General features: G+C 68.6%; 13 protein-coding genes and 1 pseudogene. 6 read left to right on the top strand and 8 right to left on the bottom strand.

The genetic code is table 11. The features are described 5' to 3' along the window. Positions 1 to 60: 60 nt before the first annotated feature. Positions 61 to 777: a TVP38/TMEM64 family protein gene (locus tag LE548_RS22895; RefSeq protein ID WP_225098814.1), complete on the top strand. Its 717-nt coding sequence runs from the start codon at positions 61 to 63 to the stop codon at positions 775 to 777. 3 nt (positions 778 to 780) lie between these two features. On the opposite strand, the gene LE548_RS22890 is transcribed toward LE548_RS22895, so the two are convergent. After that, positions 781 to 1,950 (bottom strand): thiolase family protein, encoded by a 1,170-nt coding sequence (locus LE548_RS22890; RefSeq protein ID WP_225098813.1) that lies wholly within the window; start codon positions 1,948 to 1,950, stop codon positions 781 to 783. Between the two features lie 136 nt (positions 1,951 to 2,086). Between LE548_RS22890 and LE548_RS22885 the strand changes: the two genes are divergently transcribed. The 3 genes from LE548_RS22885 (at position 2,087) to LE548_RS22875 (ending at position 3,822) form a co-directional block, all read left to right on the top strand. Beyond that, a complete protein-coding gene (locus LE548_RS22885) occupies positions 2,087 to 2,566 on the top strand; it encodes a helix-turn-helix domain-containing protein (protein WP_225098812.1) in 480 nt (159 codons plus the stop codon). Between the two features lie 91 nt (positions 2,567 to 2,657). Beyond that, positions 2,658 to 3,533: an undecaprenyl-diphosphate phosphatase gene (locus LE548_RS22880; RefSeq protein ID WP_225098811.1), complete on the top strand. Its 876-nt coding sequence runs from the start codon at positions 2,658 to 2,660 to the stop codon at positions 3,531 to 3,533. Positions 3,534 to 3,642: 109 nt separating this feature from the next. Further along, a complete protein-coding gene (locus LE548_RS22875) occupies positions 3,643 to 3,822 on the top strand; it encodes a hypothetical protein (protein WP_225098810.1) in 180 nt (59 codons plus the stop codon). A 174-nt stretch (positions 3,823 to 3,996) separates the two neighbouring features. Here LE548_RS22875 and LE548_RS22870 read toward each other — a convergent pair. From LE548_RS22870 to LE548_RS22860, 3 genes and pseudogenes are all read right to left on the bottom strand, one after another. After that, a pseudogene (locus tag LE548_RS22870) lies at positions 3,997 to 4,086 on the bottom strand (DUF4291 family protein); the annotation flags it as partial. 149 nt (positions 4,087 to 4,235) lie between these two features. Further along, complete coding sequence (locus LE548_RS22865) at positions 4,236 to 4,811, bottom strand: hypothetical protein (RefSeq protein WP_225098809.1); 576 nt, start codon at positions 4,809 to 4,811, stop codon at positions 4,236 to 4,238. Positions 4,812 to 5,116: 305 nt separating this feature from the next. Next, positions 5,117 to 5,614 carry a hypothetical protein gene (locus LE548_RS22860; protein ID WP_225098808.1) on the bottom strand — a complete coding sequence of 166 codons (498 nt, stop codon included), beginning with the start codon at positions 5,612 to 5,614 and terminating at the stop codon, positions 5,117 to 5,119. 460 nt (positions 5,615 to 6,074) lie between these two features. On the opposite strand from LE548_RS22860, the gene LE548_RS22855 reads away from it, so the two are divergent. Further along, entirely contained in the window at positions 6,075 to 6,989 is a 915-nt protein-coding gene (locus LE548_RS22855) for a hypothetical protein (RefSeq protein ID WP_225098807.1), read from the top strand. Here LE548_RS22855 and LE548_RS22850 read toward each other — a convergent pair. The 4 genes from LE548_RS22850 to LE548_RS46555 form a co-directional block, all read right to left on the bottom strand. Beyond that, positions 6,980 to 8,851 (bottom strand): HEXXH motif domain-containing protein, encoded by a 1,872-nt coding sequence (locus tag LE548_RS22850; RefSeq protein WP_225098806.1) that lies wholly within the window; start codon positions 8,849 to 8,851, stop codon positions 6,980 to 6,982. The genes LE548_RS22855 and LE548_RS22850 overlap by 10 nt on opposite strands. A 56-nt stretch (positions 8,852 to 8,907) precedes the next feature. Beyond that, on the bottom strand, positions 8,908 to 9,129 hold the full coding sequence (locus LE548_RS22845; protein WP_225098805.1) for a hypothetical protein: 222 nt from the start codon (positions 9,127 to 9,129) through the stop codon (positions 8,908 to 8,910). Between the two features lie 844 nt (positions 9,130 to 9,973). Continuing rightward, positions 9,974 to 11,371, bottom strand: coding sequence for an FAD-binding oxidoreductase (locus LE548_RS22840; protein WP_225098804.1), 1,398 nt, complete (start codon positions 11,369 to 11,371; stop codon positions 9,974 to 9,976). Positions 11,372 to 11,779: 408 nt separating this feature from the next. Beyond that, a complete protein-coding gene (locus LE548_RS46555; RefSeq protein ID WP_374116159.1) occupies positions 11,780 to 12,040 on the bottom strand; it encodes a DUF4291 family protein in 261 nt (86 codons plus the stop codon). 41 nt (positions 12,041 to 12,081) lie between these two features. Here LE548_RS46555 and LE548_RS22830 point away from each other — a divergent pair, with 41 nt between their 5' ends. Further along, on the top strand, positions 12,082 to 12,567 hold the full coding sequence (locus LE548_RS22830; protein WP_225098803.1) for a nuclear transport factor 2 family protein: 486 nt from the start codon (positions 12,082 to 12,084) through the stop codon (positions 12,565 to 12,567). The last annotated feature ends 16 nt before the right edge of the window (positions 12,568 to 12,583 follow it).

Raw genomic sequence — 12,583 nt, 5'->3', positions numbered from 1 at the left:
CTCCCACTGCGGGGAGACCCCTGACGGCGATCACACGCGTGTGTCGGTTAATGTCACCGGATGCTCGATGCCCACCGCTCTGGCACCGCCATGGCCTCTCCGGGACTCGCCGCCCGCTGCACCCGCGCGCTGTTGTCCCCGTACGCCCGGCTGTCGCTGCTGCTCGCCCTGCTGGCGGGGGCCGGCGCGGCGGTGCTGGTGTTCGAGCCGCAGCGGCTGCTGACCCACGGCTGGCCGCCGCAGCTCGGCGGGGCCGCGGCCGCCCTGGTGTTCGGGGCGGCGTACGGGCTGTGCACCGTGGCGTTCGTGCCGCGGCCGCTGCTGAACCTGGCGGCGGGCGCGCTGTTCGGCTCCCAGCTGGGGCTGGCGACGGCGCTGGCGGGCACGGTGCTCGGGGCCGGGGTGGCCTTCGGGCTCGGCCGGCTCCTCGGGCAGGGCGCGCTGCGTCCGCTGCTGCGGGGCCGCTGGCTGACGGCGGCCGACGGGCAGCTGAGCCGGCACGGCTTCCGGTCGATGCTGGCGGCCCGGCTGTTCCCCGGGGTGCCGTTCTGGGCGGCGAACTACTGCGCGGCCGTCTCCCGCATGGGCTGGTGGCCGTTCCTGCTGGCCACGGCCATCGGGTCGATTCCGAACACCGCCGCCTACGCGGTCGCCGGTGCCCGCGCCTCGGCGCCCACCTCCCCCGCCTTCCTGATCGCGATGGCCGGTATCGCCGTACCGGCGCTGCTGGGCACGGTGGTGGCCTGGCGCAAGCGGCACCACCTGCGCGGCCGGTAGAGGTCAGACTCCTTCGAGGATCATGGCGTTGGCGAGTCCGCCCGCCTCGCACATGGTCTGCAGGCCGAAGCGAGCGCCGCGACCGCGCATCGCGTGCACCAGGGTGGTGGTCAGGCGGGTGCCGCTGGCGCCGAGCGGGTGGCCGAGGGCGATGGCGCCGCCGTGCACGTTGACCCGGGCCAGGTCGGCGCCGGTCTCCTGCTGCCAGGCCAGTACGACGCTGGCGAAGGCCTCGTTGACCTCGAAGAGGTCGATGTCGTCGATGCTCAGCCCGGCCTTGCGCAGCACCTTCTCGGTGGCCGGGACGACCCCGGTGAGCATCAGCAGCGGGTCGGAGCCGGTGACGGCGAAGCTGTGCAGGCGGGCCAGCGGGCGCAGGCCGAGGCGGGCCGCGGTCTCGCCGGAGGTGATCAGGACGGCGGAGGCACCGTCGTTGACGGGGCTCGCGTTGCCCGCGGTGATGTTCCACTCGATCTGCGGGAAGCGCTCGGCGAAGCCGGGGTCGTGGTAGGCGGGCTTGAGGCCGGCGAGGATCTCCGGGGTGCTGCCGGGCCGTACGCACTCGTCGCGGCTGACGCCGTCGAGCGGGGCTATCTCGGCGTCGAACAGGCCGTTCGCCCATGCCTGGGCCGCCTTGTGGTGCGAGGAGACGGCGAACTCGTCCATCTGCGACCGCGTGAGGGACCACTTGGCGGCGATCAGCTCGGCGCTGATGCCCTGCGGGACCAGGCCCTCCGGGTAGCGCTCGGCGACGCCGGGCCCGAACGGGTCTTTTCCCTCAGGCACGTTGGACCACATCGGCACCCGGCTCATCGACTCCACCCCGCAGGCGACGACGAGGTCGTAGGCGCCGGAGATCACGCCCTGCGCGGCGAAGTGCACGGCCTGCTGGGAGGAGCCGCACTGGCGGTCCACGGTGGTCGCCGGGACCGACTCTGGGAACCCGGCCGCGAGGACGGCGTACCGGGTGGTGTTCATGGCCTGCTCGCCGACCTGGTCGACGGTGCCGCCGATGACGTCGTCGATGAGGGCCGGGTCGACGCCGGAGCGCTCGACCAGGGTGCGCAGGGTGTGGGCGAGGAGCTGCACGGGGTGGACGTGGGCGAGGGAGCCGTTCGGCTTGCCCTTGCCGATGGGGGTGCGTACCGCTTCGACGATCACTGCGTCGCGCATGGCGCGGGCCTCCTTGGCCGCCTGGCTGTCCGTGGACCGCTTTCCGCGGGCTACGGCAGCTACCAGTGAGTAGGAAATCCAAACTCACCATAGCTCGCAGGGTTGGAAAATCAAACCCTCCTCTAGACTGGTCCTCATGGCCGCCCGGAAGACCACGCAAGACGCCCGCCCGTGCTCCATCGCCGACGCCCTCGCGCTGGTCGGCGAGAAGTACTCCCTGCTCGTCCTGCGGGAGGTCTGCCTGGGCAACGGCCGCTTCGACCAGCTCGTGCGCAACATCGGCGCCCCGCGCGACATCCTGGCCGCCCGGCTGCGGCGGCTCGTGGACGCCGGGATCCTCACCAAGCGCGTCTACAGCGAGCGGCCGCAGCGCTTCGAGTACCGGGCGACGGCGGCGGGCCTGGAGCTGGAGCCGGTCCTGATGACGCTGAAGGAATGGGGCGACCGTCACCTGCGCCAGGGCACGGACCTGCCCATGGTCGTCGAGCACAGCTGCGGCCACGCGCTGGTCCCGGTCGTCACCTGCCAGGCCTGTGGCGAGGAGGTCCACCACGAGGACCTCACGGCCCACCCCCAGGCCCCGGGCTGGACGCTCAAGGGCCCGGCCGTGGCATGACCCCCCACGTCCCTGCTGTCGCGTGGGCCCGCTACGCTGCCCTCGTCATTTGATCACTTCTTTACCCGACAGCACTGGACGCATTACCTCCATGTCTTGGTTCGAATCCCTCATCCTCGGACTCGTCCAGGGGCTGACCGAATTCCTGCCCGTCTCCTCCAGCGCGCATCTGCGGCTGACCGCGGCCTTCTCCGGCTGGGAGGACCCCGGCGCGGCCTTCACGGCGATCACCCAGATCGGCACCGAGGCAGCGGTGCTGATCTACTTCCGCAAGGACATCGGCCGCATCCTCGCCGCCTGGTTCCGGTCGCTCTTCAGCAAGGCGGCGCGCCGGGACCACGACGCGCGGACGGGCTGGCTGGTGATCGTCGGCTCCCTACCCATCGGCGTGCTGGGCGTGACGCTCAAGGACCAGATCGAGGGCCCGTTCCGCGATCTGCGGATCACCGCGACGATGCTCATCGTCGTCGGCCTGGCCATCGGCATCGCCGACCGGCTGGCCGCCCGGGACGAGACCGGCGGCCGGCACCGGGTGCCCAAGCAGCGCAAGTCCCTGGAGAACCTGGGCATCAGGGACGGCCTGATCTTCGGCCTGTGCCAGGCCTGCGCCCTGATCCCCGGCGTCTCCCGCTCCGGCGCGACCATCAGCGGCGGCCTGTTCATGGGCTACCGCCGGGAGGCCGCGGCCCGCTACTCCTTCCTGTTGGCCGTCCCGGCGGTGCTGGCCTCGGGCGCGTTCGAGGTGAAGGACTCGGTCGGCGGGGGCCATGTGTCCTGGGGCCCGACCCTGTTCGCGACGGCCATCGCCTTCGCCTCGGGATACGCGGTGATCGCATGGTTCATGAAGTGGATCTCCCACCGGAGCTTCATGCCGTTCGTCTGGTACCGCGTGGCCCTCGGCGTCGTCATCGTCGCCCTGGTCTCGGCCGACGTACTGAGCCCGCACGCGGCCGAACCGGCAAGCTGACAGCGGCAGTTCGGGCACCGGAGACGATCCTGCCGACGGTGACCAAGCCCATACGTTCTGCGTAGCCGCCCGGTAGCGCAGTGTCAGTGCTTGCCCCTAGGCTGTCCGCATGTCCCCCGAACTCCCGACCCCTGGTTCCGTGCGGTCTGCCGCCGAGGTGAACGAGCAGATCCGGGCGCTCTGGCTGCGCGCGGGCGGCACCCTGTCCGCCCAGGAGCGCGCCGAATACGAGCTGTTGGTGGTCCAGTGGGCCGCGGCGATCCGCGGGGAGGTCATCGAGGCGGCCTGAGCGGCACCCGCCGCCCCGTGGACGCCCTGGGCAAGCAGATGCGCCAGCATTTCGCCGGCCAGGGGGGTACGGCCGCTCCGGCGGCAGCAGCGGGCCCGCTCCGGTTCGCCCGCCCGCACCAGCCCGTGGACCTCCGTGGCCGGCGGGGTCACGTCCTCGATGCCTCTCGTCGGTCTCGACGGCGAGGACGGTCTCCTGGCCCTCCCTGGTGCCCCAGCCGCAGCGGTACATCATCCACAGGAAGGGCGGCTTGATCCAGGTCAAGCCTTGCTCACGAAACCCTTTGTGGAGGTGGGCCACATCCCCGTAGCCGACCGCGGGGCAACGCGACGGGCCATACCTGGCACCTCGCGCCTGGCGGCCAGCGAGGATCAGCAGACCGACGACCTCAACTCCCAGGTCCCAGCCGATCGTCAGTCGCCACTGCTGCGGTTGTGGCCGGCGCCGCGAGTCCACAGGGACAGATCGCTGCTCGTCGCCACGGCAAGGGTCTGCCCGGAGGGCGAGAACCCGGCGGCACGGAGCTCGGAGTAGTCGGAGTGGAAGATGTGCCACCAGCGCTCCCCGTGCGGACCGGAGTGCGGCAGACCGCCGTCGCGAGAGAGCAGGACACGCTCGTTCGGCCAGGCCGGGGCAACGACCTCCAGCTTCCAACCGTCTCCGCCGGCGGTGTGCAGTCCTCCTCCGAAAAGCCCGGCGACGCGCACCCTGTTTCCGGCGACCGGTCCCAACCCAGGACACCACAGAGCGGGATCCGCGTCACGGTTTCCGTCCTCGGCGTCCGGGTCACGATCCCGCGCGATCTTCTCCCCCGTGACGGCGTCGAAGAGCCCGTGACCGTCGTGCGAGACGACCATCACCAAGTCCTGGCCGGTGCCGGGGTGCGAGGCGAAGCCGATCCCGAGCAGTCCACCGACCGGGGCGTACGCGATGCGCCGCCAGGGCTCGGGGGCCTCCACCACCGGCGCGGCGAGGAGCCTTTGCCTCATCGCCTGCTGGTACGGGGAAAGCTCCGGCTCAGGAACTGGCTGCTCGACCGGAGGTCCGTCCTTCGTCCGCTTCGTCACGCATCCATGATCCATACTCTGGCGGGTTCACCCAACTGTGTTGATACGGGCCACGGGCAACCCAGGCCCCCTTGAGTCCGGGAGTCCGCGAACCGCGCTTTTGAGCTACGTCGAGGTTCGCTCACAGTGGCAGACAACCAGCGGCGGGCCGGCCCGGATGCGTTACGCCGCGTGGAGAGCCGGGCCCAGGTTGCGGCGCCCCCTGGGCTGCGTCCACGCGGCCGCCGTTACTGCGAGGCAGCTTTGAGATGACCGGTGATCTTCGCCAGAGCATTGTCGGCAGGGTGCCGCTTGATGAGCCCTTCACGACCTGCGGCGCGGAGCTCCACCACCGCGACGCCTTCCGGACCTGCGGCCACAACAGCCGTCACGACCGTGGGGTTCAGGCCCCCCATCCCTACGCCGACCATCGCTCGCACGGCGATGCCCCCGTCGTCCCGGGTCTCAGCGCCTATCAGATTCCCCGCATCGGCCAGAGTCTTGTGGACCAGCTGGGACACTGCCGTCACTGCCCCGGACAACTCGACAACAGTGGTACTGACGTCCTTCTTCGTCCATTTGAAGCCTCGCGCGGCTCCACGAGCACCGCCCCGCGCCCCAGCTCTGCCCAATCCGTGAACTCCGGTGGCCGCCCCTCCAGCGGCGGCTCCTATCGAGCCGCCCTTCGCACCGAGTTGCATCATCGCGGCGAGCAGAAGCTCGTCCTCACCGGCCTCATCGAACATGCCTGCCTCCTCAGCACCAACAAGCCATCGCTCTGTGACCAAAGTCCCCCAGTCCTATCACTGGCCGGCAGGCTCCTTCATACGCGGCTGCTGCATGTGGCCCGACGGCGGTAGGCCCATCGCTCGCCCGCAGGTCACCTCTCTGACACAGCACCCCGGGGCGGCCGTGCCGCAACATGTCCCTGGAGTCTGTGGACGAGGCTTGATGATCCGCGTCAAGCCGTGTTCATAGTCCTTATCTCGGCTCCGTCGACTACGACTGCCACTAGGGACTGACCCGCTCTGCTCAACCCGCCCGGCCTGCCGGTGAGATCGATGAAATGTCGTCCGAGACCGATACGCATTCAGTGAGCGGATCGCCCGCTGACGTCACTGGGTTTCTCCTACGCGCTCTTGAGGACGAGGGCTGGTTCCCAGAGAATGACAAAGGTTGGGAACCGCGGCTCGGCGGGAGGACTGGATGGCCGGTTCGCATCGGTCCGAGGGGGTCAGTGCGGCACTCGCCGCCTTTGTCTCGGCCGTCCTCTCGGTAGCGCTCACCATCGCGGGCACCCTGGTTGGCCTGAGATCCCAAGCAACGCAGGGGGAACTCTTCCTCGTCCTGACTTGGGTGCTGATCGCGACCTCCATAGCCTCCGGCGCGGTGGCGCTGTGGATACTGGCCGACTCCATCCGGAAGAACGTGCGAGAACTGGCGCATCTACGGAACCTTGAGGATTACATGCCCCAGCTCGTGCGGTTTCGCCGACGACATGACACCTTTGTCGTGCGTCCCGACGGAGACGCTCTCCTGTCCATCACGTGTGATGTCGAATCGCCCACCTCTGCATTCGTGCCATGGATTTCCTTCGCTATGACTGCCGAAGTAGTCCCCGGGGCTCCGGAGTGGGAAAGCATCCAGGTGCGGCGCGTGTGTGTCGATGGCGTGGATGCCGACCCGGCCGTGTCTTTCGTGAAGCTCCACAGGAAAGTACCGGTCGACGGTTCCGGCGCGAATGACCGCGTGGTCGAAGTAGGGGCCGTACGAATACCGGTTTCGCTCGACTCCGGCCGCACGCGCTGTTCATTCGACGTGGAAGTTGCACTGCGTGGGGCCTTTACTTACATCGACCGGGAGGAGAAATGTTACGCGGAAGTTCCGCACGTGACGGACGAACTGAGGGTGGTAATCAAAGGAGAGAACGGACTGAGGATTTCCTGCTCCCCCTTTGCTGAACATAGGGTGAAGGCAACTCTGCTCAGTACGGAGATGCCGGACCTGGTCGAATCCCAGGTGCAGTCTGCACACTGCCAGATGTCCGACGAGGTGCGTTGGGTGACCACTAATGCCAAGGTCGGTTACTCCTATGCCATAGCTGTGCGCGGTCAGTCGTGACTGGAGATGGCGTGCGGCCATTGGGTAGCAATCCAGCTGGCAACTTCGTTCGGCTCCGGTCGATGGCCCCGAGCATGCAATTGACGGTGCACTGCGCGCACAAGGGCCGGACGCCGGAGCAACAGCTCAGCTCCGGGAGTCGGGGCGAGGGACGCCCAGGCGAGAGCGAAGCCGACCCAGGAAGTCGGGGAATCCGGAGACTTGGCGATCTCCGCGCGGTAGGCGTTCCAGGCATCGGCATAATCACCAGCGACGAAGGCCCGGTCCGCTGGGCTCGCCTTGGCTTCCAACTCTGCGTATCCGACACACGAATCGGATGCGCTGACCTGACAGTTGATCAGTTCTGCGCGAGTGCGCGGCCCAAAGGCGGTAGGTTCGGAGGCGAGTTTGTCCGGCCCGAGGCCGTCCTGACCGCGCGTGGGTCCCGCCCCGGACCGAGTGTCGGCGAGCCAGGCCTGCGCCACCTGGGCCACTGTCCGCAGATCGGGCTGCAGATGATGCAGTCGCCAGGTGACCTCGTGGTCATTTCCCAGCTTCTTGGCGGCTGCTGCGATGTCCGCCGGAACACACTCCTCCCGCCAGGGCCTGAGTTCGGTCTCGATCTGCTTCAGAACCCGTCTTCCTACTCCGGTGAGGGCACGGTCGTTGTTCAGCGAATCGAGCGCCTGACAGGTCGCGGCGCGCCATCGCGCGAATTCGAATGCGGCGGTACGGTGCAGCCCTTCAACTTGGGCACGATACAGAGCGCGCCAAAATCGGGTCACTCCAAAGAACGCGTAAACGCCCTGCAGTAGTCCGCCGACCGGACGCGGATCGTCGCGCCAGGGGGCGTAGAAACGCGGCTCTGGATCGTTGTCGTGAAGTGCCACGAGATGGAGGAGACCGCCCAGCAGGATGTGCTGGGACTCGTGGACCAGAGTGGCGGCGAGCATTGCAGGACTCTCGGGCCGTGACATGACTACCCCGCCGAAGGCCTCCCCGCTCGAAGCGCTCGCGATCTGAAATCTGCCGGGGGCGGGCACGGGTACGAGGACGTCAAGCACTGAGGACATGGCCTCAACTTGCTGCGGGAGATGGCGGCAGACGAGCATCCAGGCCTCCTCCAGTGCGCGTTGCCATGCGCGCAGCTCAGCAGCCTCGATGCGGCCGGGTTCGCTGGGGCCGTACAGGCCCCGGTAGAGGTCGAGGTCGTCGATCAGCACGGAGAGCGTGTGCTGGCCCGAGGTAAAGGCAAGCCGACGGAGTCCTGACCATCCTGGCGCGTCGTCAGCCAAGTTGTCTGGCAGTCTGACGACCGCCTCGCCCCAGCGGATCTCCGTGCGTCCCGACGCCGTGCACACCTCGGCCACCGGCATCTGTGTATCCTCGGCCGCCGAAGTAGCTGCCACCCTTGGCAGATGGGCAAGACCGAGGGAGGGCAGGGCCACCGAACCGTCTCGTACCGGCACCCGGAGCCGTACATCCAGCCCGGCACGGATCGATGCTGCGGCGGCAACGCTGTGCAAATGCCCGAGATGTACCCACGGTGGACTGGCGTCGCTGACGCGGCCTCGCAGCCGGCGCAGGGCGTGCCCTGCCCAGTTACTCACGTAGGGATAGGTGAGTACCGCATTCAGGTCTGCTGGTGACGTCTGCTGAACGCGATCGAGGAGCTCCCATGCTGCGCTCGGGGGCGGCAGGGGGTCAGTGACACCCTTGTAGCGCTCCGCCTCGTCCAGCAGAGCTCGTAGCATGAGCAGCGTACGGCTACGCTCGGCCCGCCGCAGAAGTAGAGCAACGTCCGCCCCAGTGCAGCCACGCGCAAGGGCATCGATCTCAGCGCCGGCGATCTCGTGCGGCGCCCATCGCTGCGCGCCGCTCATGCGGCTGTCGGCACGGTCGGACCAACTGCGGACCTCACCACGGCCACCCGTCTCGCTCAGTCACACCGCGCCGCGGTCCCGCCGCCGCCGCCTTCACCCCCTCCAAGGCTGATTGCGGGTGTGCGGTCGGCCTGCGCAATGACATGTGCGAGCGCGCGATCGATCTCGGCGCCGGCGAGGTTGCGCAGCTCCGACAGGCCACACGCCCCCAGATCAAGTACAGCCGAGAGCACTGTGTCGAGGTCTGCAACGTGCGATGAGTTCAGCTGTGCGCTCATGAAGATCCCACTCTCCTACGCGTCCAGTGAACAAGGCTGAGTGCACCGTGCGGTGTTCGCAGTATGACTGATGCTGTGATCTACCAAAACCCTGCCGCTTCATGCCGTCTGCCAGGGCGACAGCCGAGATGGCGAAACCCAAGAGTACGAGCCCCGGCCGGGACACCGTTCGCTCAAGTACCAGACTGCGTGGCCCCTGACGCTCCACTCCGGTCTACTCGTCATCGTCCACGCGAGAAGTTTCGCGCCGCCGACGCACCCCCGCACGGGCTGTCGGTATCTCTGCGGCGCCCTGCATGCCAGCTGCATCCCGAGCTCGGAGGACTCGCCGGACCTGTGCGCCGCCTGCCCGTTGCCATCGTCTTCACGCATGGGAAGGTTGTGAACACGGCTTGATGACCCAGGTCAAGCAGCGCTCACAGACCTTTTGACCTTTTCAGTAAGGGAACAGGCCCCCTGTGTGCAGCAGCTTCAGGGTACCCACGAAACTCCAGCAGGCACTCAAGTGTCGGGGGCACATACGGTTGTTGCGCTCCTTCCGTACCAGCGGACCTGGCCGACCGCGCCCACGCGTGTGCGCGACGTGGCGAAGGACGCGCAGCGGGCCGTCAAGGAGGTCTTCGGCGTCGCGGTCGAGATCTCACCCGCGTCATCCATCCAGGCGCGGCTCCGCTCGACGGTCTCCCGTCACCTGGGGGCCTGTCAGGGCGAGGGTTCCTCGGCCGCAGGTAGCCAGGCGCGTACTTGCTCGGCGTTGTCGCGGTGGAGGCGAAGCATGCGCTCAGCCGGAAGGCGTTCTCGCCAGCGCTCCACCGCCAGGCCCAGCTGCTCGCGGTCAGGCCGCTCACGAGGTGGCGGGTGGGATGTTCTGGTTGGCGTGGAAGAAGTTGTCGGGGTCGTAAGTGCGCTTGATCGCTGCAAGCCGGTCGTAGTGTCCGCGATACGTACCCCGGACCCGGTCGGCGCCCTCCTCCTCGCCGAGGAAGTTGATGTAGGCGCCGCCCAAAGAATACGGGTGCAGATCGCTCCAGTAGTCCACGCACCACTGGCGGACCAGGCCGGCGTTGGCGGGCTCGGGGTCGATGCCCGCGATGACGCCGGACCAGGTGGCATGCCGGTAGGCCCAGGCCGTGTCACCGACGTTGACACGACGGGTGGCCCCGTCGATCGGGTACAGGTGCATCACGGACAGGCCGGTGGGGAGGTTGTGTCCGTACTTCTCGTGTACGGCGATGGCGCCGTCAGGGACGGCGTCGAAGAGGTCGCCGCGCCAGTACCACTGCAGCCCCTTAGGCATCAGCCCGTCGAACATGCTCTGCAGGGCAAGGTAGGGCATGGGGGCGGCGAAGTGGAACACCGGCGGCCCGGGCGCGTTCACGACAGTGAACGTCCTCTCCAGGCGGTCCCCTTCCAGGTCCCCTGTGTAGCACCACACCACGCCGCACACCTTCCGCCCATGGATGGGCTCGGGGAAGGGCGGCTCGGGCGGTACCGTCAGCAGGGCGAAGAAACCGCTGAGCTCCTCAGGTGCGGCGGGCAGGAACTCCCGGTACCACTGGAGCACTTCGCGGGTACGGTCCAGGGGCCAGACGGTCACCGCGACGCCGACGGTTTCCACGCGGTGCAGCCGGAAGGTGAACGACGTGACCACGCCGAAGTTGCCGCCGCCGCCACGCAGTGCCCAGAACAGGTCCGGGTGGTCGTTCTCCGACGCGGTGACGAACGTGCCGTCGGCGAGGACCACGTCGGCGGACAGCAGGTTGTCGATGGTCAGGCCGTACCTGCGGGTCAGATACCCGTGCCCGCCACCGAGGGTGAGACCGCCGACTCCGGTGGTCGACACGATCCCGGCCGGAGTGGCCAGGCCGAAAGTGTGCGTCGCGTGGTCGAGGTCGCCCAGCCGGCTGCCGCCGCCCACGCGCGCGGTCCTCGTCTCCGGATCGACATCCACCCAGCGCATCGGCGTCAGGTCGAGCATCAGCGCGTCGTCGACCACGCACAGCCCCGGACCGCTGTGTCCGCCGCCGCGCACCGCCAGCTCCAGCCCGGTGTCCTGGGCGAAGGAGAGCACGGTCCGCACGTCCGCCACGTCGACGCACCCGGCGATCGCCGCCGGACGCCGGTCGATCATGGCGTTGTAGATGCTGCGGGCCTCGTCATAGCCGGGGTCTCCCGGAGCGAGGACGGGTCCCCTCAGCGCTTCTCGCAGGCTCTCAAGAGCCGGTCCGTTGCTACCACCCATGGTCGAACACCCCTGTTCACGCGCAGCACGTACGAACGCGACGTCCGGGCAGGATGCGGGGGCGTGAGACGCGGATCCGTATGTGCCTGTCGTAAGAGACGGCAGGGTGATCCCACCATTGTCCGCCTGCCGACCACGTCCGGCACATCGGCCGGCGGCCCCCTGCATCAGCCCTGGCGCGCCGTGCCGCTCATACCCTCGATCAGCGCCACGACCAGCGGCAGTCGGCTTCGGGACGGCGGCGCTCGCCTCCTCCCGCGGCGTCCCGGTGTACGTCCGACGGCTCCCCGGGCCGCGCCTTGAGCGCGATGGAACCCTCCTCAACCGAGACGCCCGTTCGTCACCTACCGCGCGCATGGAAAACGCAGGCCTCGGCATCGTGTACTCGACCAGGCGGCCCGCGTCTACTCAGACGGAAGGAGTCTGTGAACGCGGCTTCATGACCCCGGTCATCCGGTCCCGCTTCCAGGAGGGCGGGAAGCGTCCGGTGCGGGCCGCCGAGCCGCCGATCTCGGGGCGGTAGGCCTGATGGACGGTGACGGTGGAATCCGTGTAGCGGGCGCGGACACGGAACGTCGGCTCGGTGCCCTGGGATCCGTCGTCGGACTGATCGTGAACGGGGACAGGTTCGCCCGTACGCCGGGTCCGCACCACCGAATAACCCGGCACGCCCTCTTGGTTCTTCACCCCCGATGCCCAACACTGTGCCGATGACACAGCGCGCGGAGCTCGCGACCGTGATCGACCGGCTGGCCGTGGACGAGGTGATCACCGCGTACGCCGTGGCGGTGGACGACGGCGACTGGGCGGCGTACCGACGGCTGTTCACCCCGGACGGTCGCGCCGACTACCGCTCGTCCGGCGGCATCGAGGGCCCCGCCCCCGAGATCGCCGCCTGGCTGGCCGAGAATCTGGCCCTGTTCCCCATGCGCCAGCACCTGATCGTCAACCGCCGGGTCCACTTCGGCCTCCTGGACCACGACACGGGAGACACGGCCCGGGTCCGGGCGGACTACTTCAACCCGATGCGCCTCAGGACCGACGACACTCCCGGGGCACCGGATCTGGTGTGCGGCGGCAGGTACGACTTCGCGCTGCTGAGGACACCGGAGGGCTGGCACCTGCACCAGGTGACGGTCGAGGAGAAGTGGCGTCACATGTCGGCCGGGGGAGGCGCACCAGGCCCCCTGTCCTAGATCGCTCCCGAAGCGC

Source organism: Streptomyces sp. CoH27, from assembly GCF_020181035.1.
Classification (GTDB): Bacteria; Actinomycetota; Actinomycetes; order Streptomycetales; family Streptomycetaceae; genus Streptomyces; species Streptomyces camelliae.
This window is presented reverse-complemented; position numbering and strand designations above follow the sequence as displayed.

What these genes read in the sequence shown, in the direction of transcription:
- LE548_RS22845 (WP_225098805.1), bottom strand. Translation starts at nt 9,129, where the DNA reads ATGAGCGCACAGCTGAACTCATCGCACGTTGCAGACCTCGACACAGTG.
- LE548_RS22830 (WP_225098803.1), top strand. Translation starts at nt 12,082, where the DNA reads ATGACACAGCGCGCGGAGCTCGCGACCGTGATCGACCGGCTGGCCGTG.
- LE548_RS22850 (WP_225098806.1), bottom strand. Translation starts at nt 8,851, where the DNA reads ATGAGCGGCGCGCAGCGATGGGCGCCGCACGAGATCGCCGGCGCTGAG.
- LE548_RS22885 (WP_225098812.1), top strand. Translation starts at nt 2,087, where the DNA reads ATGGCCGCCCGGAAGACCACGCAAGACGCCCGCCCGTGCTCCATCGCC.
- LE548_RS22860 (WP_225098808.1), bottom strand. Translation starts at nt 5,614, where the DNA reads ATGTTCGATGAGGCCGGTGAGGACGAGCTTCTGCTCGCCGCGATGATG.
- LE548_RS22855 (WP_225098807.1), top strand. Translation starts at nt 6,075, where the DNA reads ATGGCCGGTTCGCATCGGTCCGAGGGGGTCAGTGCGGCACTCGCCGCC.
- LE548_RS22865 (WP_225098809.1), bottom strand. Translation starts at nt 4,811, where the DNA reads ATGAGGCAAAGGCTCCTCGCCGCGCCGGTGGTGGAGGCCCCCGAGCCC.
- LE548_RS22880 (WP_225098811.1), top strand. Translation starts at nt 2,658, where the DNA reads ATGTCTTGGTTCGAATCCCTCATCCTCGGACTCGTCCAGGGGCTGACC.
- LE548_RS22840 (WP_225098804.1), bottom strand. Translation starts at nt 11,371, where the DNA reads ATGGGTGGTAGCAACGGACCGGCTCTTGAGAGCCTGCGAGAAGCGCTG.
- LE548_RS22895 (WP_225098814.1), top strand. Translation starts at nt 61, where the DNA reads ATGCTCGATGCCCACCGCTCTGGCACCGCCATGGCCTCTCCGGGACTC.
- LE548_RS22890 (WP_225098813.1), bottom strand. Translation starts at nt 1,950, where the DNA reads ATGCGCGACGCAGTGATCGTCGAAGCGGTACGCACCCCCATCGGCAAG.
- LE548_RS22875 (WP_225098810.1), top strand. Translation starts at nt 3,643, where the DNA reads ATGTCCCCCGAACTCCCGACCCCTGGTTCCGTGCGGTCTGCCGCCGAG.